The organism is Sinorhizobium sp. NFACC03 (assembly GCF_900103435.1).
In the GTDB taxonomy this organism is placed as follows: Bacteria; Pseudomonadota; Alphaproteobacteria; order Rhizobiales; family Rhizobiaceae; genus Ensifer.
This window is the reverse complement of the sequence record NZ_FMXF01000005.1, coordinates 163,829-187,912: the sequence shown is the minus strand read 5'-3', so window position 1 is coordinate 187,912 and position 24,084 is coordinate 163,829. Positions and strand designations below refer to the sequence as shown.

Here is a 24,084-nt window from a genome sequence, read left to right as displayed (position 1 = left end):
CCACTACAAATGAAGCCGGTTGAGAGAGACCCCAATCATCTCGAGACCAAGCTCCGCATCGTCCTTCGAGATCGGCAGGTGCCGATCGACCGGCGCACCGATCCGGCCGACCTCGTAGAAATAGGCGGACGCCTTGTCGCGCACCGACTGGACGAGTTCGAGATTGGCGTCGATGTCCTCTTTGAAATCGGTCCCTTCCAGCTCCGCATCCGTGCCGACGCGCCGCGCGAAGACCCGTGCCCAGTAGGTGCAGGCCATGAAGATTGCCAGCGCCTGGCGCACATGGCCGGGGCGTGTCACCAGCTGCCACGGAAGCCCGAGCGGTTTTGCCGCCGCCGCGAGCTCGCGATAGGCCCGGTCGAGAGCCTGAGAGCGAGCAACGAGAACCATGCCGGAGGTGCCGTCCCGCGCAGCCTGCAACAGGCCGATCAGTTCGTCGCACCAGGTCGCGACAGCTGCATCGAGCGTGGTGCGGGTGCGCGTCGGAAAAACGACGAAGGCGACGGCCGCACCGGCGATCGAGCCGATCATGGTTTCCTCGAGACGAAGCTGCAGGAGATGCGGCGTCAGCACGCCCATGAGGCTGTAAACCAGCGACAGCACGACGGAAATGAAGAAGGTCATCGTCGCGTAGGAAACGGCGAGGAAATAGAAGGCGAGAAAGACGCAGAGGGCGCAGAGCGGCAGCACGAGATAAATATTGCCGCCAACCAGCGTGCCGACGACGATGCCGACCACGATGCCAAAGAGGGTGCCTGCCGAGCGCTGCAGCGCCTTGACGGCCGTGTCGCCACGCGAACGTGTGTTTGTGAAGACCAGAAACGCCGCGAGCACCGCCCAGAACCAGCGCTCGCGTGACAGCATCAACCCGAAGACCATGGCGATGCCGGAAGCAAGCGTGATCTGGATCGCTGCCTTCAGCGCCGGGTCAGTAAGCGATGGCTTCCAGCGGCTTGGTCCGCCACTCATGTGTGCCTGCGGCTCTTCGAGGTCGGCTGGCGTCAGCTTTGCAAGGCTGCGGGCAAGCCTCTGCCTGACATTGCGAAGCCAGAGCAGCGCCTTCACCGTTTCCGCACGCCGTGGTGTCGCATCGCCAAGGCGCGCGATCTCCTCGTCGATCCGCTCGCCGTCCCGCGCTAGCATCGCCTCGACCAGTGCCGGCGGCGGCATCGACTGGAAGCTCACCACAATCACGCTTTCGGCCGCGAGATGCAGGTCGAAAAGATTGACGACGACATCGGCCGAGGCGAGGCCCGGCTCCGGTTCCGGCCGCCGGTTCTCGGTCGGAATGAAGCTTTCGGCCATCAGCACCGCTTCCTTCAATCGCTCCTCCGCCGTGTGCAGCCGACGCCGGTCGACCTCGGAGAGAACCGGCTTGCGGGCGATCTCCGCCAGTTGCAGCAGCATCTGGTCGACGCGGCGCTGCACGCTGGCCGTTGCCCGCAGCAGGTCCTGGTAGCGATCGTCCGGCAGCAGCCGTGTGCGAACGAGATGCGCGACCGTGGCGGAGACCGCCGCCCCGAAGAACAGCGCCGGCAGCTGGTCGAGCGTCGGCCGGAGATAGGCGCCGGTGAAATAGGACATGAACGCGAACATGCCGACGGCAAAGCCGCGCGGCCCGAAGGATCGGCCAGAGACGGCGAGAAATATGATCAGCAGGAAAACGACATCAGATGCGTAGCGATGAGTCTCTAGAACCGATGCAAGCCCGACCATGCAAACACCGACGGCGACGGCGATAATGCGCGTCAGGCGCTGGCCTGCCACCGTCGTGTCGCGAACGGCGAGACCGCCTTCGATCGACAGCGACGCAGCGAGGCCGAAGGCGGCCGGCGGCAGCGGCGCCACGAGATAGTGAAACGCCATCAGCAGCAGAATGGAAACGACGATCGTCGCGGTGATGCGGGAGGCCTGCCGCAGGCGGGAGAAGGCCGGATCGTTGGCAAGAAGCCAATCGCGCATACGGGAACGAAATGCCATCGGATGCCTTTATCTGTCTGCGTTCGCCTCACGTGCGCGTCGCTTCGCGGGGTTCTTTCTGCATAGCGGCAGGCGCGATCTTTGCAAGGCCGGCGCGCTGAAAGCCCAGCCGGAAAGGCGTGCCGAAGCCTTGTGCGAGGCCAGTTTCAACCTCCGTCCAAAGTTTCAGCCAAGCATGCTTTGCCTTGCCGGTTCTGAGTGCTATAGGGCACAGGATTTTTCAGAGAGGAAGGGACATCGCTCCCGCTGTCCCGCATAAGCTACGAGGCATATTCATGGCAAAGATCAAGGTCGCCAATCCGGTCGTCGAGCTCGACGGCGACGAGATGACCCGCATCATCTGGCAGTTCATCAAGGACAAGCTGATCCATCCCTACCTCGACGTCGATCTGGAATATTACGACCTCAGCGTCGAAAACCGCGATGCCACCGAAGACCAGGTGACGGTCGATGCTGCCAACGCGATCAAGAAGCACGGCGTCGGCGTCAAGTGCGCCACGATCACGCCGGATGAAGCCCGCGTCGAGGAATTCAAGCTGAAGAAGATGTGGAAGTCGCCGAACGGCACGATCCGCAACATCCTCGGCGGCGTTATCTTCCGCGAGCCGATCATCTGCAAGAACGTTCCGCGCCTGGTTCCGGGCTGGACCAAGCCGATCATCGTCGGCCGTCATGCCTTCGGCGACCAGTACCGCGCCACCGACTTCAAGTTCCCGGGCAAGGGCAAGCTGACGATGAAGTTCGTCGGCGAAGACGGCAAGGAAATCGAATACGACGTCTTCGACGCACCGTCGGCCGGTGTTGCCATGGGCATGTACAACCTCGACGATTCGATCACCGAATTCGCGCGTGCTTCGTTCAACTACGGCATCCAGCGCAAGGTTCCGGTCTACCTCTCGACCAAGAACACCATCCTCAAGGTCTATGACGGCCGCTTCAAGGACATCTTCCAGAAGGTCTTCGAGGAAGAATTCGCCGAGAAGTTCAAGGAACTGAAGATCTGGTACGAACACCGCCTGATCGACGACATGGTCGCCTCCGCCCTGAAGTGGTCCGGCGGTTACGTCTGGGCGTGCAAGAACTACGACGGCGACGTGCAGTCGGACATCGTCGCCCAGGGCTTCGGCTCGCTCGGACTGATGACCTCGGTTCTGATGACGCCGGATGGCAAGACGGTCGAAGCCGAAGCTGCCCACGGCACGGTTACCCGCCACTACCGCCAGCACCAGAAGGGCGAGGAAACCTCGACCAACTCGATCGCCTCGATCTTCGCCTGGACCCGTGGCCTCGCCCACCGCGCCAAGCTCGACGGCAATGCCGAACTCGCGAAGTTCGCCGACACGCTCGAGAAGGTTTGCGTCGACACCGTCGAATCCGGCTTCATGACCAAGGACCTGGCGCTGCTCATCGGTCCCGATCAGCCCTGGCTCTCGACCACCGGCTTCCTCGACAAGATCGACGAGAACCTGCAGAAGGCCATGGCTGCCTGATCGGCGCCAGACACGTCGAAAAACACGGAACCCGGCCATGCGCCGGGTTTCTTTTTTACCAGCACCGTCTTTACCAGTACCGTCGCTCAGCTGGTCTCCGCGGCGGCAAGCCCTTACGGGAACGACCGATGATCTCATTCAGACCGATGCTTGATAGCGATTACCCGGCCTATCTCGACTATTTCATTCCGGACTACGCCATTGAAATTTCGGCTAACTACGGTTTTTCCGACGCTGACGCGCTGGTGCAGGCAAGACGTGAAATCGCACAAGATCTGCCGCAGGGCGTGAAGACGCCGGGCAACGTGCTGCTCTGTGTGATCAATGAGACCGATTCCAGCCTCATAGGCTACCTCTGGTATAGACCAGACCTCGCCGGCCATTCGGTCTTCATCAGCGATTTCCACATCCTTGCCAGCCAGCAGGGGCAAGGTTTCGCCAAGCAGGCCCTCAATGCACTCGAAACCGAGCTTTCAGCGAAAGGCTTTAAGCAGATAAAGCTGCGTGTCGCCGAGAACAATCGACGTGCCAAACACGTCTACGATGTCGCAGGTTTTCGCGTTACCGGCATCAATATGAGCAAGTTGATCAAGCCTTGCGGGCGGTGAGGGGCGAAAGCCGACGGCTCAATAGCATTGCGATTGCTGGCCACGGATGTACCGGCACTGCAAAACGGCGGACGAAGAGAGGTCGGCTCAGCCGGCCTTCTTGTTTGTGTGGCCGGATGTCTGCGCCTGGATCGGCAGGTGCCATCAGGAAAAGGCCGACAAGGCTTGAAACCTTGTCGGCCGTTCAGAGGTGTTCCACTTCGCCGATCGCAACCGACCACCGACGTCTTGCAAGCCTCACTTCAGCGGCAGATAGATTTCGCTCAACAGCTCCGTCGGCGCCACTTCGCGGGGATTGTTGAGATATTTCTCGAACATCAGGCTGTCGCGGATCTCACGGCCGGACTGTGGCAGCCAGGTGCCGTAGAGCCATTGGTACGCGTTCGGCATATCCGCATAGGGACCCTTGTGGCGCAGCACGGCGTAGCGGCCGCCGTCAAGGTGCTGCTGTGTCAGGGGCGTCTCCACCGGCATCTGTTCGCGAGCGCTGACGCAGGCGAAGGAGCGCAGCTTGTCGGTCGGCACCAGTTCGGGGTCGTCGAGGTAGATGCCGATCATTTCCATGTCCGGCCGGAACAGTTGGCGCGAGAACAAGGTTCCGTAGAGCGTCTCGAACGCCCGCCCGATCTCCATGTAGGAGCCGCTATGGGCGACGCCGACGAGGTCGAAGGCCTCGACCTCCTTGAGGGTGACTTCATACATATCAGGGATTCCTTCCGTTGACGCGGTTTCAAAGGCGACATGGCTGCCCTCCTTCCGGTAGCGCGCCGGCGGCAGCCCGTAAGCTCCCTTGAAGGTGCGGTTGAAGGATTGGAGATTGGGGTAGCCAGAGCGCTGCGCGATCTCTTCGACAGGAAGATCGGACTGGGCGAGATCGGCCGAGGCCCGCTGCAGTCGCAGCCGCTTCACGGTTGCGGCCAGCGTCTCGCCATGGACCGCACGATAGATGCGGTGCCAGTGGTGCGGCGATAGACAGGCGATCTCGGAGAGACGATCGAGGTCGAGATCGCCGTCGAGATGGCCATAAATGTAGTCGCTGACCCTGTGCAGGCGCCGTTCATAGGTCGCCCACGCTACCCGATCGTCCATGTCTACCCTTTCGCGCTTTGCTCACGGATCTGTAGACCATAGATCAATTTGACAAATCCTGCGGACTTCTCCGGCGTACCGCCACAATTTTGCAAGCGCCGCGACTCAAGCTAGCTCTATGTTATTGCCGTCTTGCAGGCTCCGCCCGGAATCCACCGGATACGGAACTCTTCTGGCCGAAGGCCCAGCCGATGACCGATACTCTTGTTCCGAAGATCGTGAGCGTTTTCACTGAAGGATATGACGGCGCCCGCTTGCGCGCCGACGCGATCGCCGGCTCACTGTCGCAATCGTTGCCTTGCCCCTGTCGATGGCGATCGCCATCGCATCGGGCGTCACGCCTGATCGCGGCCTCTATACCGCCATTGTCGGCGGCTTTCTTGTCTCCTTCCTCGGCGGCAGCCGCTCCCAGATCGGCGGTCCGGCTGGCGCCTTCATCGTGCTGGTCGCTGCCACGGTCAATCGCCACGGCGTCGACGGTCTCCTGCTGGCGACGATGATGGCCGGGGTGATGCTGATTGCTGCCGGCTATTTGCGGCTCGGCAAATACATCAAGTTCATTCCTTATCCCGTCACCGTTGGCTTTACCGCCGGCATCGCGGTGATCATCTTCGCAAGCCAACTGCGCGATCTTCTCGGGATCACGCTTGAGGGCAATGAGCCCGGCCCCTTCCTCGACAAGATCACCGCCCTCGCTGCCGCGATCGACACGATCAACCCGGCGACCGTGGCAACCGCGGCACTGACGATTGCTGTTATCTTCGCCCTGCGCAAGCTGAGGCCGCATTGGCCGGGCATGCTGATCGCGATCGCCGTCGCGTCTGTCGCCGTCGCCCTGTTACACCTGCCGACCGAAACGATCGGCACCCGCTTTGGCGGCATCCCCGGCGGCCTGCCGAGGCCGGCGCTGCCGCCGTTATCCTTCGACCGGGTCGCTGCGGTCTTCCCGGATGCAGTTTCGTTCGCGCTGCTCGGAGCCATCGAATCCCTGCTTTCCGCCGTCGTCGCTGACGGCATGACCGGCCGGCGTCATCGCTCCAGCGTCGAACTGATCGGCCAGGGCATTGCCAACATCGGCTCGGCACTCTTCGGCGGCATCTGCGTCACCGGCACCATCGCACGCACGGCGACGAATGTGCGGGCCGGCGGCACCAGTCCGGTGTCGGGCATGCTGCACGCGGCTTTCCTTCTCGCTTTCATGCTCGTGGCTGCTCCACTTGCAAGCTATATCCCGCTTGCAGCCCTTGCCGGCATGCTTGCGGTCGTCGCCTGGAACATGGTCGAGAAGCCGGCCTTCATGGCGTTGTTGCGATCGTCAGGCGGCGATGCCGTGGTGCTGCTCGCCACCTTTGCCATCGTCGTCTTTCGCGATCTGACCGAAGGTATCGTCGTCGGCTTCGCGCTTGGAGCCGTCCTCTTCATCGACCGTATGGCCAAGAGCATCGCCATCGGCAAAGCGAAGCGCCCAGGATCCAGCGCGGAAGAAAATGGCGCCGAGGAACATCCCGTTGCCGCCGACGACCCGGATACGGTGATCTATCACATTTCCGGCGTCTTCTTCTTCGGCTCCGCGGCAACTGTTGGCTCGGTGCTGGACCGGATTGCCGACCAGCGCCGCAACTTCATTCTTGATTGCAGCGACGTGCCTTTCATGGATTCAACCGCGGCTAACGTGATCGAAGGCACCGTCCGAAAGGCCGAACGGACCGGCGTGCGCTTCATCGTTACCGGCGCCTCGCACCAAGTCCGGCGCATGCTGGCGAGCCACGACGTGCACGAGCCACGTGTCGCAACGTTTGCGTCCATCGAACTTGCGCTCGACAACATCCGCGGTGCGACGAAAGAATAGAGAATTCAGAGCGATGCCGACGTTTTCTAACAATTTGAGGACATCGAACAAAAAAGGGCGCCGAAGTGGCGCCCTTCTAGTTTCTGTCTTTGACGGTTACCCGGCCAGTGCAACGGCCACGGCCTCGATGGCTTCGGCCGCCTTCTCACCATCCGGACCACCGGCCTGGGCCATGTCAGGACGTCCGCCGCCACCCTTGCCGCCGAGCGCGGCTGATGCGACGCGAACGAGGTCGACGGCGCTGAGCTTCGAGGTCAGATCGTCGGTGACGGCCACGACCGCACTCGCCTTGCCATCGCCGGACACGCCGACGAAAGCGACGACGCCAGAGCCGAGGCTCTTCTTGCCGTCATCGGCAAGGCTCTTCAGATCCTTGGGCTCGACGCCCGAGACGACCTTGCCGAGGAAACGAACGCCAGCGATGTCGCGGGCTGCGTCGGCGGAACCCGCCTCGCCGCCACCGCCGAGCGCCAGCTTCTTCTTGGCTTCGGTCAGTTCGCGTTCCAGCTTGCGGCGTTCGTCGAGCAGCGCCTCGACGCGGCCGAGCACGTCGCCCGGCTGAACCTTCAGCGTGTTGGCGAGTGTCTTCACGCGCTCGTCCTGCTCGTTGAGATAGGCGCGTGCGGCTTCGCCGGTCAGCGCCTCGATGCGGCGAACGCCGGCGCCGACTGCGCTTTCCGAAACGACACGGACGAGACCGATGTCACCGGTGGCCGACACGTGGGTACCGCCGCAAAGCTCGACGGAATAGGCGCGGTTGGCCTTGGAACCGTGAATGCCGCGGCCCATCGAGACGACGCGCACTTCGTCGCCATACTTCTCGCCAAAGAGTGCCATCGCGCCTTCGGCGATCGCATCGTCGACGCTCATCAGGCGCGTGGTCACCGGCGTGTTCTGCACGATGATCTCGTTGGCCATTTCCTCCGCGATCTTCAGCTCTTCCGCCGTCATCGGCTTCGGATGCGAAACGTCGAAGCGCAGGCGTTCCGGGGCTACCAGCGAGCCCTTCTGGGCGACATGGGTGCCGAGCACTTCGCGCAGCGCCTCATGCAGCAGGTGGGTTGCCGAGTGGTTGGCGCGCAGGCGCGAGCGGCGCGCATGGTCGACGTCGAGCTGCGCGGCGTCGCCGGTCTTCACCGTACCTTCAGCAACGGTCGCGAAATGAACGAAGAGCCCCTCGCCGCGCTTCTGCGTGTCGGTCACGACAAGCTTGCCGGTTTCGGTGGTGATCGTGCCGGTGTCGCCCATCTGGCCGCCCGATTCGCCGTAGAACGGCGTCTGGTTGAGCACCACCTGGACCGTGTCGCCCTTGGCTGCCGAAGCGACGACGGCGCCGTCGCGCACGATCGCCTGGATCACGCCTTCGGCGGTCTCGGTGTCATAGCCGAGGAAGTCGGTGGCGCCGTGCTTTTCCTTGAGCTCGAACCAGATCGTCTCGGTCGCCGCTTCGCCCGAGCCGGCCCAGTTGGCGCGGGCTTCGGCCTTCTGGCGCTCCATGGCGACAGAGAAGGCGTCGGTATCGACGGTGATGCCCTTGGCGCGCAGGGCGTCCTGGGTCAGGTCGAGCGGGAAGCCGTAGGTGTCGTAGAGCTTGAAGGCGGTTTCGCCGTTGAACTGGTCGCCTTCCGAGAGATCGGCAGATGCGTCCGAAAGCAAGTTCAGACCGCGCTCCAGCGTCTTGCGGAAGCGGGTTTCCTCAAGCTTCAGCGTCTCGGAGATCAGCGCTTCTGCGCGCATCAGTTCCGGATAGGCGCGGCCCATCTGGCCGACCAGCGCCGGCAAGAGCTTCCACATCAACGGATCCCGGGCACCGAGCAATTGCGCGTGGCGCATGGCGCGGCGCATGATGCGGCGCAGCACGTAACCGCGGCCTTCGTTCGACGGCAGCACGCCGTCGGCAATCAGGAAAGCGGACGAACGCAGATGGTCGGCAATGACACGATGGCTGGCGCGCTGGTCGCCCTCGGCCTTGACGCCGGTTGCTTCCTCGGAAGCTGCGATCAGGGCGCGGAAAAGGTCGATGTCGTAGTTGTCGTGCTGGCCCTGCAGCACCGCTGCCAGGCGCTCGAGGCCCATGCCGGTGTCGATCGACGGACGCGGCAGGTTGACCCGCTCTTCCTTGGTGATCTGCTCGTACTGCATGAAGACGAGGTTCCAGATCTCGATGAAACGGTCACCGTCCTCGTCGGCCGAGCCGGGCGGTCCACCCCAGATATGGTCGCCATGGTCGTAGAAGATTTCCGAGCATGGGCCGCAGGGCCCGGTATCGCCCATGGCCCAGAAGTTGTCGCTCGTCGGAATGCGGATGATGCGGTCGTCGGAGAAGCCGGCGATCTTCTTCCAGAGATCGAAGGCTTCGTCGTCGGTGTGGTAGACCGTGACCAGCAGGCGCTTGGCGTCGAGGCCGTATTCCCTAGTGATCAGGTTCCAGGCAAGCTCGATGGCGTTCTCCTTGAAGTAATCGCCAAAGGAGAAGTTGCCGAGCATTTCGAAGAAGGTGTGATGGCGCGCGGTGTAGCCGACATTGTCGAGGTCGTTGTGCTTGCCGCCGGCGCGCACGCATTTCTGCGCGGTCACGGCCGTCGAATAGGGACGCTGTTCCAGGCCGGTGAAGACGTTCTTGAACTGCACCATGCCGGCATTGGTGAACATCAATGTCGGGTCGTTGCGCGGCACCAACGGGCTCGACGACACGACCTCATGACCGTTCCTGCGGAAATAGTCGAGAAAGGTCGACCGGATTTCATTCACGCCGCTCATCTTGCGTCCTATTCTAAAGCACCGATTCCGGCCCGGATCCGGCATCTGCCGCGCCACTAAGCCATTGTCCTTAAACCCCGTGGCCATCCATGATGGCCACGCCCTCCAACGCCCTCGGTCGCCGGAACCAAAGGCTTTTATCGTTCACGTATCATACTGTCCAGACGGCAGCAAAAAACCGGCCGTCATAGGACGACCGGTTCTCCGGAAGCTTCAGTTCCTGGTGTTTCACGCCTCGGCGGCGTCGTCGCTGCCGTCGTCGGGTTCCGGGCCGCCGTTTTCGAGGAACCGGTCGGCGATCAGGCCGGCGTTCTGGCGCAGCGCCGTCTCGATCTCACGCGCCAGGTCCGGGTTGTCGCGCAGGAACGTCTTGGCGTTCTCGCGGCCCTGGCCGAGGCGCTGGCTGTTATAGGAGAACCAGGCACCGGATTTCTCGACGATGCCGGCCTTGACGCCGAGATCGACGAGTTCGCCGGTCTTGGAAACGCCTTCGCCATACATGATGTCGAACTCGACCTGCTTGAAGGGCGGCGCCATCTTGTTCTTGACGACCTTGACACGGGTCTGGTTGCCGACGACCTCTTCGCGCTCCTTGACCGAACCGATGCGGCGGATGTCGAGGCGGACCGAGGCGTAGAACTTCAGCGCGTTGCCGCCGGTGGTGGTTTCCGGCGAACCGAACATGACGCCGATCTTCATGCGGATCTGGTTGATGAAGATGACCATGCAGTTCGACTTGGAGATCGACGCGGTCAGCTTGCGCAGCGCCTGGCTCATCAGGCGTGCCTGCATGCCCGGCAGGCTGTCGCCCATTTCGCCTTCGATTTCGGCGCGCGGCACAAGCGCTGCGACGGAGTCGACGACGAGAACGTCGATCGCACCGGAGCGCACCAGCGTGTCGGTGATCTCAAGCGCCTGCTCGCCGGTGTCCGGCTGCGAGATCAGGAGGTTTTCGAGATCGACACCGAGCTTGCGCGCATAGATCGGATCGAGCGCGTGTTCGGCGTCGACGAAGGCGCAAATGCCGCCCTTCTTCTGTGCTTCGGCGATCGTCTGCAGCGCCAGCGTCGTCTTACCCGAGCTTTCCGGGCCGTAAATTTCAACGATGCGGCCCTTCGGCAGGCCGCCGATGCCGAGCGCGATGTCGAGGCTGAGAGAACCCGTCGAGACGGTTTCGATCTCGATGATGCTGTCCTTCCCACCGAGCTTCATGATCGATCCCTTGCCGAACGACCGTTCGATCTGGGAAAGTGCCGCTTCAAGTGCCTTGCTTTTATCCACCGATTTGTCCTCTACGAGCCGCAAAGAGTTTTGTGCCATTTGGTCCACCTTTAGGTTATTGAAGCTACCGAGGCAATGAAGCCGCCGCAGGAGTTTTTGTACATGTTTTGTTCCGTATTTGCAAGAGCAGGACAATATATTGAAAAACAATGATTATCTTGGTTTCGTTCTTTTCATGTTCACGGGATTGAAACCATAGGTTCTCAAATGCGCGCAGTACGTCTTCAAACCTGCCCCTCAGGGCTTGGCCGATTCGCCTGAGACGAAGAGATCGGGCGCATGGGTCCTTGGAATTTGGACCTCGGCCATTGCAGAAAGCCAACAGATATTTCGGCCGATGGGCCAAGCAGAGGAACATTCATGACGGAAGCTGAAATCGCCGTCTTCGGCGGAGCGCATATCGACAGGCGCGGCCGCATATCGGGGACGACCGCACCGGGTTCCAGCAATCCCGGCACCTGGTTCGAAGAGGCTGGCGGTGGCGGCTTCAACGCGGCCCGCAACCTTGCGCGCCTTGGCCATGGCGTGCGCATGATCAGCACTCGCGGCGGCGATGCCGCCGGCGAGATGGTGACGGCGGCGGCGGCCGCAGCAGGGGTCATCGACAGCCCCCTCACTTTTCTCGATCGCCAGACGCCGAGCTACACCGCGATCCTTGAAAACGACGGCAATCTGGTGATCGCGCTCGCCGACATGGAACTCTACCGGCTGTTCTCGCCGCGACAATTGCAACGCCGGGCGCTCCGCGATGTCGTCGCCACGAGCAGGCTCGTGCTGACGGACGCCAACCTGCCGGAGGAAACGATCGCCGCGCTGGTCCAGTCGGCCGCGGGCAACGGGCGCCTCGTCGCCGGCATTGCCGTTTCGCCCGCCAAGGTCATCCGCTACCGGCCGTGCCTCCAGCATCTCTCCTTCCTGTTCATGAATGAATCCGAGGCACGGGCGCTGACCGGCAAGGACGCGGCCGAGGCGGAAGCATGGCCGGCGCTTTTGAGAAGCGCGGGCCTCAATGGCGGCGTGGTCACACGCGGCGGCCGCGCGGTCGTCGCCTTCGATGGCGACAGCATCTGCGTTGCCGTTCCGCCGGCGCTCCCGGCACTGGCCGACGTCACCGGCGCCGGTGATGCGCTTGCCTCCGGCTTCCTCTCCGCGCGCCTCGCCGGCTGCAATCTGACCGAGTGCCTGCGGCACGGCATCGCAGCCGCCGGAATCACATTGCGCTCTCCCTTGGCCGCATCCGAAGAGATGTCCGCGGCCAATCTCGAACAGGCGCTGGCTCTTGTGCCCACGCCCCAAATGCTGTCATGACAATTGCCAGCAGAACTCCCAAGGAAAGACCATGACCAAACCCGCTTCTCCCTCCCTGCCGATGGCATATTCCGACGAGGTCGCAGCCGCCAAGGCGCGTGGCGCGCCGATCGTGGCGCTGGAATCGACCATCATCACCCATGGCATGCCCTATCCCGGCAATCTGAACATGGCCCGCAGCGTCGAAGCGATCATCCGCGAACAGGGTGCCGTGCCGGCAACGATCGCCGTCATCCATGGCGTGCTGCATATCGGCCTTGATGACGCCAAGCTCGAGGAGTTGGCGAAGACGGAAGGTGCGATGAAGGTCTCGCGCGCCGACCTCGCGTTCGCGATCGCCGAGCGCCGCACGGGCGCAACGACCGTTGCCGCGACGATGATTGCCGCTGCCCGCGCCGGCATTCGCGTCTTTGCGACCGGCGGCATCGGTGGCGTGCACCGCGGCGCCGAACTCAGCTTCGACGTCTCCGCCGACCTCGACGAACTTGCCCGCACCGGCGTCATCGTCGTCTGCGCCGGCGCCAAGGCGATCCTCGACATTCCGAAGACGCTCGAAGTGCTCGAAACCCGCGGTGTCCCTGTCGTCACCTACGACAGCGAAGTCTTCCCGGCCTTCTGGTCGCGCGACAGCGGCCTCAAGAGCCCGCTGATGCTGAACAGCCCGGCGGCGATCGCCAACTTCCAGAACATGCGCGAACTGCTCGGCGTCGACGGCGGCATGCTGGTAGCCAATCCGGTGCCGGAAGAAAGCGAAATCCCGCGCGAAGAGATGGAAATCTACATCACCCGCGCGCTCGACAATGCCGAGAGCGACGAGATCACCGGCAAGGCCGTCACGCCTTACCTGCTCGACAATCTCTTCCACATGACCGAAGGCCGCAGCCTCGAGACCAACATCGCGCTGGTCGAGAACAATGCGCGCCTTGCCGGCGAGATCGCGGTCGCGCTCAACGCCAAGTAATTCCTATAGGATAACAGATGAAAAAGCCCGGCACGCAAGCGCCGGGCTTTTTCATGTCCGACTTCCACCGGCTGATGATTTCAGTGTCAGATCGCTGATCTAGGAGTCGAGCATTTCGCGCACGGAGACTGCGAGCTGCTTCAGCGAGAACGGCTTCGGCAGGAAGCCGAACTTCGCGTCGGCCGGCAGGTTGCGGGCAAAGGCGTCTTCGGCATAGCCGGAAACGAAGATGAACTTCAGGTCCGGGTACTTTTTGCGCAGCTCGGTCAGCAGCGTCGGTCCGTCCATCTCCGGCATCACCACGTCCGAAACGACGATATCGACCGCACCGTCGAGCTCGTCCATGATATCGAGCGCCTCGACGCCGGAGCCCGCCTCGTAGACTGTGTAGCCGCGCGTTTCCAGCATGCGCTTGCCGCCGCGGCGTACCGCCTCCTCATCCTCGACAAGCAGGACGACGGCTGAATCCCCGGTGAGATCGGCCGGCTCCTCGGTCTTTGCCGCCGGTGCTGCAATCGCCTGCGCTACCCGCGCCGGAGCCGCCTCCGCCGTTGTTGTCGCCGCCAGATTGGTCTCTTCGGCCACTACCGGCACCTCGATGTGGCGCGGCAGCAGGATGCGGAAGGTGGTGCCCTTGCCGACTTCCGATTCCGGATAGATGTAACCGCCCGACTGCTTGACGATGCCATAGACCATCGACAGGCCGAGACCAGTGCCCTTGCCGACTTCCTTGGTGGTGAAGAACGGTTCGAAAATCTTGTCGAGGATCTCCGGCGGTATGCCGGTCCCCTGGTCGGCGACCTCGACCATCACGAAATCGTCGTCCGGCAACTCGCGTCGTCCGAAGGCGGCAACCTCGGCGGCAGGCAGGTTGCGCGTCCGAAGGGTGATCGTGCCGCCCTCCGGCATTGCGTCGCGGGCATTGACCGCCAGGTTCAGCAGCACCTGTTCGAACTGGCCGAGATCGGTCTTGACCGGCCAAAGATCGCGGCCATAGTCCACCTCGACCTTGACGTTGGTTCCGGTCATGCGGTCGACCAGCATGCGCAGGTCGCCGATCACATCCGTCATATTGAGCACCGTCGGCCGCATCGTCTGCTTGCGCGAGAAGGCGAGCAATTGGCGCACAAGCACTGCAGCGCGGTTGGCGTTGCGCTTGATCTCCATGAGATCGGCAAAGCTCGGATCTGCCGTACGGGCCGACAGGAGCAGGTGGTCGGACGACAGCAGGATCGCCGTCAGTACGTTGTTGAAGTCGTGCGCGATGCCGCCGGCGAGCGTGCCCACAGCGTTCATCTTCTGGGTCTGCGCCATCTGGTTCTCGAGCGCCTTCTGCTCGGTGATTTCAAGCGCATGGATGATTGCCGCTTCCTCTGGCGACTGATCGCTCTGGTCGATTACGGCGTTGATATAGAAGCGGAAGTGGCGCTCACCATCCTTCGGGTGCAGCGCATCGATCGGCGCGATGTCACCCTGCCGGTCCTTGGCTGCCGCCAGCGCCTCGTGCAGACGGCCCTTTTCGGTTTCGTGCACCACGGCTTCGATCAGCGCTCCGCGCTCGACGTCGTCCTGCGAGACGAGGCCGGAGAAGAGCTTCAGGAACGGCGCGTTGGTGCGCAGAATCCGGCCTTTGCCATCGACGGAGGCGATCGCCATCGGCGTGTTGTTGAAGAAGCGCGTGAACCGCATTGCCGCGCTCGACGCCGATTGCTCGTTGTCCTCGCCGCCTTCGCGCGACATGACGATGGTGCGGCTTTCGCCGGGTGCTCCGTCACGCGTCGAGGAGACGCGGTGGATCATGCGCACCGGCAGGCTCTGGCCGTTCAGCTTGCGCAGATCGAGGTCGAGCATCTTGGTCTTCTTCAGGCCAGGCTCCGCCTGCACGGCCTGGACGAGCGTCAGCCCCTCGCCGGCCACCAGGTCGCCGATGCTGATCGAGCCTGGCTGGAACTTGGTCAGGTCGATGCCGAGCCAATCGGCGAGCGTGGCGTTGATGTAGAAGATCTCGCCCTTGCGCCCGGCGGAGAAGAAGCCGGCCGGCGCGTGGTCGAGATAGTCGATGGCGTTCTGCAGTTCCTTGAAGAAGCGTTCCTGGTCGTCGCGCTCCGCCGTAATGTCGGCAATCTGCCAGAGATAGAGCGGATTGCGCTCGCTGTCTTCGAGCGGCAGAACTCGCGCCTTCAGCCGGAACCAATGGGCGCCGGAGCCGCTGGAGGTGCTGGTTGCCAGCGGCTTCAGCAGGCGGAATTCCTCATGCCCCTGTTTGCCCTCGTGCAGACCGTTCGTCAGCCGATAGATCGCTTCCGTCGCCTCGCGATTGCGCGAGAGGATGGTTTCCAGCGACTGGATGCCGGCGGCGCTCTTGGCACCCGTCAGCGCGCCATAGGCGGCGTTGGCGTAGATGATCCGGCCCTTGCGGTCGGTGACGATCGTGCCGTCCTCATGGGCATCGAGAAAGGCGCGCGCCAGTTCGTCCGGGCGCGACTGCGGCATGACCTCGATGAAGCCGATGACGGAGGAGACGAGGAAGAAGATGCCGACCATGGCAAGAACGCCGAGGATGCCGAGAACGATCTCGTTTTCCATCTCGTTCTTGAAGATCACGAAGGCGATGGCTGACACGGTGAGGACGATCGCGAGCAGAACGATCCGCAGCACGGTGCCTGGCCTGACGCCACGGTCAACAACCGGCATCTGGTAGTCGCCTGACTGCCGCAGTTTCGTCATCGGATCCTCTTATGCGGCCGGCACCGCGCGCGCGGGCCGGCACTTCCGGCCGGTATCCGCGTAATCCGCCGGGCGAAATCGGTCATTCCCGATAGGCCCTCGATCATTCGGACAAGAATCATCTTTAACAATCAGAGATAACAGCAAAAAGCACCTCTGCGGAAGCATTGCAGCCAATTCACAGGGAATGTCGGCGAAGTCCTTGTCCGGGCCCGAAAAAAGCCGTCAAATACTGGCACTCGAAAGGCAGAAGGAGTTCAGCCTATGATGGAAACGATCATCGCAGACAATGGCAGCCGGTTCGTCATCGCCGCCGCAGCCGTCGCGATCGGACTTCTCTGCCTCGTGGCCGTGCTCTGGATCATGCGCAATCGCCCCTCCTCGCCCTTCATTCGCGGCGGCAAGAACCGCCAGCCGCGCCTTGCCGTGCTCGATGCCGCTGCCGTCGACACCCGTCGCCGCCTGGTGCTCGTGCGCCGCGATGATGTCGAGCATCTGATCATGATCGGCGGCCCGACGGATATCGTCATCGAGAGCCGGATCGGTGCGCCCGAGGAGCGTGCGGCCGTCGCGGAGCGCAAGGTAGCGGAACCGCTGGCAGTGGACAGCCGGCCGGCAACGCGAGAGCTTCCGCAACAAGCCGCACCTTCGCTTGAAGCTGAAACCGTCGCCGCCGTAACGCCGGTCCGCCCCGTTGCCCAACCGGAGGAACAACCGGTCACCCGTATCGAGCCGGCCGCGCCGCCGCGCGTTGTCGTGGAGCAGCGCCCGGTCGCCGCACCCGTCCTTGCGGCCGAACAACGTCCGCCTGTCCGTCCGTCCGTGCAGCAGGCTCCGGAAATCCCGGCTGTCACGGCCGCTTCGGCGCCCCAGTCGAACTTCGAAATCGCCATAAACAGGTCCGCACCGGCGGTCCAGCAAGTCCAGGCGCAGCCAATCCCCGTACAACCCGTGCAGTTGCAGCACCCGGCCCCCACCATCCAGCAGCCCCAGCCGGCGCCGGCCACTGCCCTCACGGATTTCGAGCGCCTGCTCGATGCGGAGATCAGCGGCGACCTGCAGCGTCTTGGCCCGGCCACAGTACCGAACCCAGGCACCGTTGCCTCCACGAACATGGTGGCACCGGAGAGCCGCTCCCTGGCGCCATCCGGCCGTCAGGAGCCGACGCTTGGCGCCCCCGGCGCCGAAGGCGGCCGCAAGGAGCCGACCATCGAAGAAGAAATGAACCGTATGCTGGCCGATATCTCCGCCGGCCGGAAGCCATAGCTTCCCCTCGCGGGTGACGCCGCTGGGCATCGCGAAGCGGTCCACCCTTGGTAAGCAATCGGTCCAAAAGAAAAAGGCGCGGTTTGAGCCGCGCCTTTTTTCAGACAGTTCCGATAGTCGGATATCCTATTCGTCCCGGTAGACCTTTTCCCGACGCTCGTGACGCTCTTGCGCCTCGATCGACAGGGTTGCGATTGGCCGTGCGTCCAGCCGCTTCAGGCCGATTGGCTCACCGGTCTCTTCGCAGTAGCCGTAGGTGCCTTCATCGAGCCGTTGCAGCGCCGCGTCGATCTTGGAGATCAGCTTGCGCTGACGGTCCCGGGCTCTGAGCTCAATTGCCCGATCCGTTTCGGAAGAAGCCCTGTCTGCGAGATCGGGATGATTGGCGCTCTCCTCTGCCAAGTGATCCAGTGTCTCGCGTGCCTCACGAAGGATGTCATTTTTCCAAGCATTCAACTTGGCCCGGAAATACGCCCGGTGGTTGGCATTCATGAATTCATCGTCCTCGGACAGGACGAAGGTACTAAGATCGATCTTCTCACTCAACGCGATTCTCCTGAAGAACATCTCATTGCGGCGCTGTATAGACCTATGGAAGCCTCGATTCAAGCCTCGGAACAGGCACTCAACCGTATTTTAATATTGCTCGCGATTCAGGCTAACTGACGAATATTTCATCAAAATTACACATTGGAACTTGAATTCCTGCTTGTACGTACCGCTGCGTCCGGCCGTCCTCGCTGAAAAGTGAGACTGATGTGTTTGCGTCATTGGATCGCCTGATCGCGACCGCGGCAAAGCGCAGCAGCTTGCCGATCCCCGGAAAAAAGCAGCCGGCAGCTTGATCTTTGCGGTTCCCGAGGGAAAAGGTGGAGGTCTGCCGGGCGACGCGCAAGCTGTGCCCGGACAACACCATTCGACCCTGCCGCCACAAGCGACAGGCAGCCACCGGAAACCGCTCGATGCAAGACAGCGCCCCCAAGGCCCTTCGCCTTTACCTTCTGCGGCACGCGCGTTCCGGCTGGGCGTTGCCCGGGCAACGCGACTTCGACCGGGCGCTGGACGAGGTCGGTTATGTCGATGCGGAACGGCTCGCGCAGATGGCTGCCGACCGCGGCATCCGCCCCGAGCGCATCCTCTGTTCCACCGCCGTGCGCTGCCGCGAAACCGCCGAACCGTTCTTTCGCACCGTCAGCGAAAGTCTCGATATTCGTTACATCGATGCACTCTATTCGGGACCGGCAACGGTCTACTTCGACCTCATCGACGCCCATCGGCATCTGAATTCGCTGATGCTGGTCGGGCACAACCCGATGATCGAGCAATTGCTTCACCGGCTGGTCGGAGACGACGCCGCGCGTGAGGCGTTTGCCTACGGTTATCCGCCGGCGGGGCTTTCGATCCTCGACCTGCCCGCCGTCGCGCCGAAAGATGGCGCAGCGGTCGCGACATTGGTCTCGATCCTGCTGCCCAACCAATAGAAGAATTGCCGGGTCCTCGTTGCGACCGGGGAAATATTGCCTATATCGCGGTGGCTGCCTGCGTGCGACAGTTCTGCCGGACGACGCCAGCAGAACGCCCCACGGAACTACGCCGCAAGAAAGAGCAAGATTTGGCGCCCAACCTGACCAGCTTCAAAGACGACGCCCTGATTGCGCTCGACAATCTGACCGACCGAGCTTCCGGCCTCGTCAATCCCTCCATCCGCCTCGGTGTCACCGGCCTGTCGCGCTCCGGCAAGACGGTTTTCATCTCGTCGCTGGTGCACAATCTCCTGAACGGCGGACGCCTGCCGGTGTTCGAGCCGGTGCGTTCCGGGCGGGTCTCGAAGGTCAGGCTTCAACCGCAGCCGGACGATGCCGTACCGCGCTTCCAATACGAGGACCACATCGCTGCCCTGGTGCGCGATCGCATCTGGCCGGATTCGACCCGCGCCATTTCGCAACTGCGCATCACGATCGACTATGAGAGTGCCAGCGGCTGGAACCGGCTGTTCTCTCCCGGCCGCCTGTCGCTCGATATCGTCGATTACCCCGGTGAGTGGTTGCTCGATCTGCCCCTGCTGGCACAGGATTTCCGCGCGTTCAGCAACAACGCCGTGGCACGCGCCCATGCCGCCAGCCGGAGCACCTTTTCGGCGGAGTGGCTGACGCTGGCCGCTTCGGCCGGACCGACGGCCGTTGCCGACGAGGCGAGCGCCCGCAGGCTTGCCGAAAGTTTCACGGGCTATCTGAGGGCCTGCAAGGCGGACGAACGCTCTCCTTCGACCCTCCCGCCTGGCCGCTTCCTGATGCCGGGCGATCTCGAGGGGTCACCGGCACTCACCTTCTCGCCGCTTCCCGATCTCCCGGATGGCCGCGCACCGAAAGGTTCGCTCTGGGCGATGATGGAGCGGCGCTACGAGGCCTACAAGAAGCATGTGGTGAGCCCGTTCTTTCGCGAACACTTCGCACGGCTCGACCGCCAGATCGTACTGGTCGATGCGCTTCAGGCGATCAACAACGGTCCGGAAGCGCTGCTCGATCTCGAGCAGGCGCTTGCCGACGTGCTCGCCTGCTTCCGCCCGGGAACCAACAGCTGGCTCTCCTCCTTCCTGACACGCCGGATCGACAAGGTGCTGATCGCCGCGACGAAGGCGGATCATCTGCATCACGAAAGCCACGACCGGTTGGAGCGCATCGCCGCGCGCCTGGTCGATCGCGCCGCGCAGAGCATCGGCATGAGCGGCGCCGGCCTCGAGGTCATGGCGCTTGCATCCGTCAGGGCGACCCGCGAAGCGACCGTCAACCACGACGGCCATGCGCTGCCGGTGATCGTCGGCACCCCGATCGCCGGCGAGGAGATCAACGGCGAAATCTTTGACGGCGAGAAGAAAACCGCAATATTTCCCGGTGACTTGCCGGAAGATCCTGAAGTGCTCTTCAAGGCGATCGAGATGCAGTCGGGCGGAACGACCTTCTTCGAAAGCGCCCACCCTCTGCCAGAGCTCAGCTTCGTCCGCTTCCGCCCGCCGCATCTCGAAGAAACCGGCGGCGGCTTAAAACTGTCGGTACCGCATATCCGTCTCGACCGAGCCATGCAATTTCTGTTCGGAGACCGGCTCGCATGAGTGACGATAGTAACGGCCGCAGCCGCCGACCCGGCGCCTTTTCGGTTGGAGAGGAGAAGCCTGTCCAGGCCGCCCCACAGTCGCGCGTCCCGCGTTCGCCCGCGAGCTTCGATGACAATGTGGTGCTGACGCCGGATGCGGAAGATCCGTTCCGCGAGACCACGCTGGCGGTCGAGGCGCTCGCGTTGCCGGAAGCAAGCCCGCGCAAGCGTCGCCTGTCGGTCGGCAAGATCGCGATCGGCGCTCTCGGCATCATTCTCTCGCTGGCCGCCGGCCTTTGGGTCGACCGCCTGCTGCGCGATCTCTTCACCCGCGCCGATTGGCTCGGTTACACCGCCCTTGCCGTCGTCGCGATCGGACTGCTGGCGCTGCTGATCGTCGTTGCCCGCGAGCTCTCCGGGATGATGCAGCTTACCGCCATCCAGAAGCTGAAATCGGAAACGGAGGCTGCAGCGACCTCGGGCAACACCAAGCGCGCGCGGTCGGCGCAGACGAAGCTCGTCCATCTGCTGGCCAGCAATCCACGAACGGCACGCGGCCGCACGCGGCTGAAGGAAACCGAGGGCGAGATCATCGATGGGCCGCATCTGATCGAACTCACCGAACGCGAACTCCTGAGCCCGCTCGACCGCGAGGCCCGCCGCCTCATTCTTGCCGCCTCGAAGCGCGTATCGATCGTCACAGCCGTCAGCCCGCGTGCCTTGGTCGACCTCGGTTATGTGCTCTATGAATCCGCCCGCCTGATCCGCTCCATGGCCGAACTCTACGGCGGCCGCCCCGGCACGCTCGGTCTGCTGAGGCTGATGCGCGACGTCATCGCCCATCTTGCCGTTACCGGCTCGATCGCCGCCGGTGACAGCCTCATCCAGCAGGTGCTTGGTCACGGCCTCGCCTCGAAGCTCTCGGCGCGTCTTGGCGAAGGCGTGATCAACGGCCTGATGACAGCGCGTATCGGCATCGCGGCGATGGACCTCTGCCGTCCTATGCCGTTCCGCGCGTTGAAACGCCCTGGTATCGGCGATTTTCTGGCCGACTTAAGTCCGGGTGCCGGGCGCGCCGGCAGCGAAGGCGGCGAGAAATAGGGCATGTTCGGTTGGCACTGGAGCATCCCGCTTTCAAATCGAATCACGTGAAAGCGGAAAGATGCTCCAGAAACAAAGTGCCAGAGCGGTGTTAGTGCGTTCATCTGAACGCACGGCGCTCTAGATACCGGCATACCAGTCGTAGCCGAGATCTTCCCAATAGCCGCCGCGTCCTCCGCCAATCTTCGAGAGATCGGAGACCACTTCGATCGCCCGGATGTACTTCGCCATCTTGTAGCCGAGCTGGCGTTCGATGCGCACACGCAACGGCGCGCCGTTGGCGACTGGAAGCAGCGTTCCATTCAGGCCATGGGCCAGAATCGTCTGCGGATGGCGGGCGTCGATCATGTCGATCGATTCATAGTAGGCTGCCGAGCCCGCAAGCCCGAGCGACATGCTGTCGAAGCAATGGAAGACAACGTAACGTGCGTCGCTCTTCACGCCTGCCTCATCCAGCACTCGGGCCAGCGGCACGCCCGTCCACTTGGCGACGCAACTCCAACCTTCGACGCAGTCATGCCGTGTGATCTGCGTGCGTGACGGCATGTTGCGGAGTTCGTCGAGCGTCAGTTGCATCGGTCGCTCCACGAGCCCCGAGACATTGAGCCGATAGGCAGCAAACTCCGCGTCCTTCAGCGCGATATAAGCCGGGTCGGTCGGGTCCGTCGAGCCGTTCGGCCGCTGCCCCTGACGGATCTCGCTTTCCGAGAACTCCGGTGCGAGCCGATCCACGGGGATCAAAAGTCGCTGCAACCGGTAGGTCAGTGTGTTGGCCGATGCGAGAAAGCCACGCACCGGATCGTCGCCCGCAAGCAACCCATCGAGCATATCGCAGCCGGCAAGCGGAACGGTGGATGCAGCCACCCCGGCGATGCCCATGAAACGACGGCGACTGACGAACAAGCGCGTCATCTCGCATTCCCTCCCTTGTGTCGATCGTCGAGACGGTAGCGGCCGGTAATCATCGACCGCATCTCGTTGATCGGCCCGGCGGCAAACACCATGAACAGGTGCACGACGAAGAACCCGACGAGAAGGAGCATAACGACGAAGTGGATCGTGCGGGCCGTCTGCCTCCCGCCGAAGAGGTCGAGCAGCCACGGCCAGGCAGCGTTCATGCCCGGTGACATCGTCAGGCCCGTCAGGATCATCAGCGGGAAAAACAACAGGAGAACAAGCGCGTAGGAGAGTTTCTGCAAGCTGTTGTAGCGCCCATCGTGGTCGAAGTGAAAGCGAATGTGCTCGGTCAAGGTGTGCGGCAACGCGCGGATGTCGCCCCAGCCGGGAAGGATATCGCGCCTCAGGTGCCCATTGATCACGCTTGCCATGAACCAGATAGCGTAGACCGTCGCAAAGACCCAGGCGAAGAAGAAATGCACGACCCGTCCCGTAGCAAGGTCCTGGTAAGATGGCACGGTCAGCCAGGCGGGAAAGGCCCTGTAGGCGCGTACCTGCTTGGCCCCGCTGACGCCGAGGACGCCGGTGGTATCGAAATTTCGCCCCAACACGGTCGTTATACCCCGGACCTCGCCATTCCGGTCGCGACTCGGCTGGATTGAAAAGACCCCGTTGTCGAAGGCGAAGCCGGATTGCTGGCCAATATAGAGCGCCGGATGCGCGTTGAAGATTTGCAGGCCGCTGAGCAGCAGCAAGAACAGGGCCACCGCCCACGCCCAATGGGTAAGACGCGTGACAAGTCGGTGCCGCCGGATCGTCAGTCTTGCCTGCGCGCGTGTCGTGATCGTCTGGGGATCATATTCCGTCGTGTTCATGGGAAATCTCCCGTTTCCGATGACTATACGTAGGGCGGTCGGGACAAGTTTCACACGCGTCCGCTGCGTCCGGCAGAGCACTTCCGGCCGGTGGCTCCGACACGCCGGAGACCCTGTGAACAATCGCCCCGACGGCCACAAAGAAGCCACAACATCAGGCGTCCGGAAACCGTCCGTTAACCATTTGCGCGCAAATGTGGCTTCCAGTTTCGGACGTTGACCCATCAAGGATCGTTTATGTTCTCGCGCCCCTCTTTGATCGCTCGCGGCACTGCCGCCATCGCGCTTGCGGCTACCGTCGGCGTTGCGACGCCAGCCCTTTCCGGCGCCAAGGACAAGGCCTTCTTCGAGAAGGTTGCCGGCCAGTGGAAAGGCCCGGGCGAGATCGTCGCTGGCAAGTACAAGGGTACCAAGTTCACCTGCGATCTCTCCGGCGAACCGGTTGCCGGTGACGACACGGGCATCAAGCTCGACGGCTTCTGCCGCGTCGGCGTGTTCAAGCAGCCGATGTCGGCGGTGATCACCCGCAAGGGCAACAGCTACAGCGGCAAGTTCCTCGACGGCGCCGAAGGCAAGGGCCTCGATGTCGTTTCCGGCAATGTCGCCAAGGACAAGGTCGTCGTCGGCATCAACCGCAAGAAGCTGAACGGCGCCATGATCGCCCGCCTTCAGGACGATCAGACGATGAACATCACCATTTCGGTCAAGGTCGAGGAGACGATGGTTCCGGTCATCGGCGTCAGCCTCAACCGCCAGCTCGATGCGATTGCCGTCGGCTCGATCAAGTAACTCCAAAGCACAG

General features: G+C 62.8%; 17 protein-coding genes and 1 pseudogene. 10 read left to right on the top strand and 8 right to left on the bottom strand.

Annotation, left to right across the window (positions count from 1 at the left end):
* Positions 1 to 3: 3 nt before the first annotated feature.
* A complete protein-coding gene (locus tag BLU35_RS10565) occupies positions 4 to 1,980 on the bottom strand; it encodes an FUSC family protein (protein ID WP_093233030.1) in 1,977 nt (658 codons plus the stop codon).
* A gap of 275 nt (positions 1,981 to 2,255) precedes the next feature.
* Between BLU35_RS10565 and BLU35_RS10560 the strand changes: the two genes are divergently transcribed.
* Both BLU35_RS10560 and BLU35_RS10555 read left to right on the top strand, forming a co-directional pair.
* Positions 2,256 to 3,470, top strand: a complete 1,215-nt coding sequence (locus BLU35_RS10560) for an NADP-dependent isocitrate dehydrogenase (RefSeq protein ID WP_057248926.1) — start codon at positions 2,256 to 2,258, stop codon at positions 3,468 to 3,470.
* 146 nt (positions 3,471 to 3,616) lie between these two features.
* On the top strand, positions 3,617 to 4,078 hold the full coding sequence (locus tag BLU35_RS10555; protein ID WP_210185128.1) for a GNAT family N-acetyltransferase: 462 nt from the start codon (positions 3,617 to 3,619) through the stop codon (positions 4,076 to 4,078).
* Positions 4,079 to 4,315: 237 nt separating this feature from the next.
* On the opposite strand, the gene BLU35_RS10550 is transcribed toward BLU35_RS10555, so the two are convergent.
* Positions 4,316 to 5,167 carry an AraC family transcriptional regulator gene (locus BLU35_RS10550; protein ID WP_057248924.1) on the bottom strand — a complete coding sequence of 284 codons (852 nt, stop codon included), beginning with the start codon at positions 5,165 to 5,167 and terminating at the stop codon, positions 4,316 to 4,318.
* Between the two features lie 191 nt (positions 5,168 to 5,358).
* On the opposite strand from BLU35_RS10550, the pseudogene BLU35_RS10545 reads away from it, so the two are divergent.
* Positions 5,359 to 7,016 (top strand): annotated as a pseudogene (locus BLU35_RS10545) (SulP family inorganic anion transporter).
* A gap of 96 nt (positions 7,017 to 7,112) precedes the next feature.
* Here the strand turns inward: BLU35_RS10545 and alaS are convergent.
* Both alaS and recA read right to left on the bottom strand, forming a co-directional pair.
* Positions 7,113 to 9,776, bottom strand: a complete 2,664-nt coding sequence (gene alaS / locus BLU35_RS10540) for an alanine--tRNA ligase (protein ID WP_093233028.1) — start codon at positions 9,774 to 9,776, stop codon at positions 7,113 to 7,115.
* 228 nt (positions 9,777 to 10,004) lie between these two features.
* Positions 10,005 to 11,096 (bottom strand): recombinase RecA, encoded by a 1,092-nt coding sequence (gene recA, locus BLU35_RS10535; RefSeq protein WP_057248921.1) that lies wholly within the window; start codon positions 11,094 to 11,096, stop codon positions 10,005 to 10,007.
* A 321-nt stretch (positions 11,097 to 11,417) separates the two neighbouring features.
* Between recA and BLU35_RS10530 the strand changes: the two genes are divergently transcribed.
* Both BLU35_RS10530 and BLU35_RS10525 read left to right on the top strand, forming a co-directional pair.
* On the top strand, positions 11,418 to 12,365 hold the full coding sequence (locus BLU35_RS10530; RefSeq protein ID WP_093233027.1) for a carbohydrate kinase family protein: 948 nt from the start codon (positions 11,418 to 11,420) through the stop codon (positions 12,363 to 12,365).
* Between the two features lie 31 nt (positions 12,366 to 12,396).
* The gene (locus tag BLU35_RS10525; protein WP_057248919.1) at positions 12,397 to 13,326 is read left to right on the top strand and encodes a pseudouridine-5'-phosphate glycosidase; all 930 of its coding nucleotides are present in this window, start codon (positions 12,397 to 12,399) and stop codon (positions 13,324 to 13,326) included.
* 99 nt (positions 13,327 to 13,425) lie between these two features.
* Here the strand turns inward: BLU35_RS10525 and cckA are convergent, their stop codons facing one another.
* Entirely contained in the window at positions 13,426 to 16,053 is a 2,628-nt protein-coding gene (cckA, locus tag BLU35_RS10520) for a cell cycle histidine kinase CckA (RefSeq protein ID WP_093233026.1), read from the bottom strand.
* Positions 16,054 to 16,317: 264 nt separating this feature from the next.
* Between cckA and BLU35_RS10515 the strand changes: the two genes are divergently transcribed.
* On the top strand, positions 16,318 to 17,319 hold the full coding sequence (locus tag BLU35_RS10515; RefSeq protein ID WP_093233025.1) for a flagellar biosynthetic protein FliO: 1,002 nt from the start codon (positions 16,318 to 16,320) through the stop codon (positions 17,317 to 17,319).
* A 126-nt stretch (positions 17,320 to 17,445) separates the two neighbouring features.
* Here BLU35_RS10515 and dksA read toward each other — a convergent pair whose 3' ends face one another.
* Positions 17,446 to 17,865, bottom strand: a complete 420-nt coding sequence (gene dksA / locus BLU35_RS10510) for an RNA polymerase-binding protein DksA (RefSeq protein ID WP_034794589.1) — start codon at positions 17,863 to 17,865, stop codon at positions 17,446 to 17,448.
* Positions 17,866 to 18,281: 416 nt separating this feature from the next.
* Between dksA and BLU35_RS10500 the strand changes: the two genes are divergently transcribed.
* The 3 genes from BLU35_RS10500 (at position 18,282) to BLU35_RS10490 (ending at position 21,510) form a co-directional block, all read left to right on the top strand.
* The gene (locus BLU35_RS10500; RefSeq protein ID WP_093233024.1) at positions 18,282 to 18,800 is read left to right on the top strand and encodes a SixA phosphatase family protein; all 519 of its coding nucleotides are present in this window, start codon (positions 18,282 to 18,284) and stop codon (positions 18,798 to 18,800) included.
* Between the two features lie 131 nt (positions 18,801 to 18,931).
* Entirely contained in the window at positions 18,932 to 20,428 is a 1,497-nt protein-coding gene (locus BLU35_RS10495; RefSeq protein WP_093233023.1) for a YcjX family GTP-binding protein, read from the top strand.
* Entirely contained in the window at positions 20,425 to 21,510 is a 1,086-nt protein-coding gene (locus tag BLU35_RS10490; RefSeq protein ID WP_093233022.1) for a YcjF family protein, read from the top strand. Before BLU35_RS10495 ends, BLU35_RS10490 begins: the two co-directional genes overlap by 4 nt.
* Positions 21,511 to 21,630: 120 nt before the next feature.
* On the opposite strand, the gene BLU35_RS10485 is transcribed toward BLU35_RS10490, so the two are convergent.
* The gene (locus tag BLU35_RS10485; RefSeq protein ID WP_093233021.1) at positions 21,631 to 22,422 is read right to left on the bottom strand and encodes a molybdopterin-binding protein; all 792 of its coding nucleotides are present in this window, start codon (positions 22,420 to 22,422) and stop codon (positions 21,631 to 21,633) included.
* Positions 22,419 to 23,282, bottom strand: a complete 864-nt coding sequence (locus BLU35_RS10480; protein WP_057248911.1) for a cytochrome b/b6 domain-containing protein — start codon at positions 23,280 to 23,282, stop codon at positions 22,419 to 22,421. Before BLU35_RS10480 ends, BLU35_RS10485 begins: the two co-directional genes overlap by 4 nt.
* Positions 23,283 to 23,519: 237 nt before the next feature.
* On the opposite strand from BLU35_RS10480, the gene BLU35_RS10475 reads away from it, so the two are divergent.
* Positions 23,520 to 24,071: a hypothetical protein gene (locus BLU35_RS10475; RefSeq protein WP_057248910.1), complete on the top strand. Its 552-nt coding sequence runs from the start codon at positions 23,520 to 23,522 to the stop codon at positions 24,069 to 24,071.
* The last annotated feature ends 13 nt before the right edge of the window (positions 24,072 to 24,084 follow it).

What these genes read in the sequence shown, in the direction of transcription:
- BLU35_RS10475 (WP_057248910.1), top strand. Translation starts at nt 23,520, where the DNA reads ATGTTCTCGCGCCCCTCTTTGATCGCTCGCGGCACTGCCGCCATCGCG.
- BLU35_RS10515 (WP_093233025.1), top strand. Translation starts at nt 16,318, where the DNA reads ATGATGGAAACGATCATCGCAGACAATGGCAGCCGGTTCGTCATCGCC.
- BLU35_RS10555 (WP_210185128.1), top strand. Translation starts at nt 3,617, where the DNA reads ATGCTTGATAGCGATTACCCGGCCTATCTCGACTATTTCATTCCGGAC.
- cckA (WP_093233026.1), bottom strand. Translation starts at nt 16,053, where the DNA reads ATGACGAAACTGCGGCAGTCAGGCGACTACCAGATGCCGGTTGTTGAC.
- BLU35_RS10560 (WP_057248926.1), top strand. Translation starts at nt 2,256, where the DNA reads ATGGCAAAGATCAAGGTCGCCAATCCGGTCGTCGAGCTCGACGGCGAC.
- BLU35_RS10500 (WP_093233024.1), top strand. Translation starts at nt 18,282, where the DNA reads ATGCAAGACAGCGCCCCCAAGGCCCTTCGCCTTTACCTTCTGCGGCAC.
- BLU35_RS10565 (WP_093233030.1), bottom strand. Translation starts at nt 1,980, where the DNA reads ATGGCATTTCGTTCCCGTATGCGCGATTGGCTTCTTGCCAACGATCCG.
- BLU35_RS10525 (WP_057248919.1), top strand. Translation starts at nt 12,397, where the DNA reads ATGACCAAACCCGCTTCTCCCTCCCTGCCGATGGCATATTCCGACGAG.
- alaS (WP_093233028.1), bottom strand. Translation starts at nt 9,776, where the DNA reads ATGAGCGGCGTGAATGAAATCCGGTCGACCTTTCTCGACTATTTCCGC.
- BLU35_RS10485 (WP_093233021.1), bottom strand. Translation starts at nt 22,422, where the DNA reads ATGACGCGCTTGTTCGTCAGTCGCCGTCGTTTCATGGGCATCGCCGGG.
- BLU35_RS10480 (WP_057248911.1), bottom strand. Translation starts at nt 23,282, where the DNA reads ATGAACACGACGGAATATGATCCCCAGACGATCACGACACGCGCGCAG.
- BLU35_RS10550 (WP_057248924.1), bottom strand. Translation starts at nt 5,167, where the DNA reads ATGGACGATCGGGTAGCGTGGGCGACCTATGAACGGCGCCTGCACAGG.
- BLU35_RS10530 (WP_093233027.1), top strand. Translation starts at nt 11,418, where the DNA reads ATGACGGAAGCTGAAATCGCCGTCTTCGGCGGAGCGCATATCGACAGG.
- recA (WP_057248921.1), bottom strand. Translation starts at nt 11,096, where the DNA reads ATGGCACAAAACTCTTTGCGGCTCGTAGAGGACAAATCGGTGGATAAA.
- BLU35_RS10490 (WP_093233022.1), top strand. Translation starts at nt 20,425, where the DNA reads ATGAGTGACGATAGTAACGGCCGCAGCCGCCGACCCGGCGCCTTTTCG.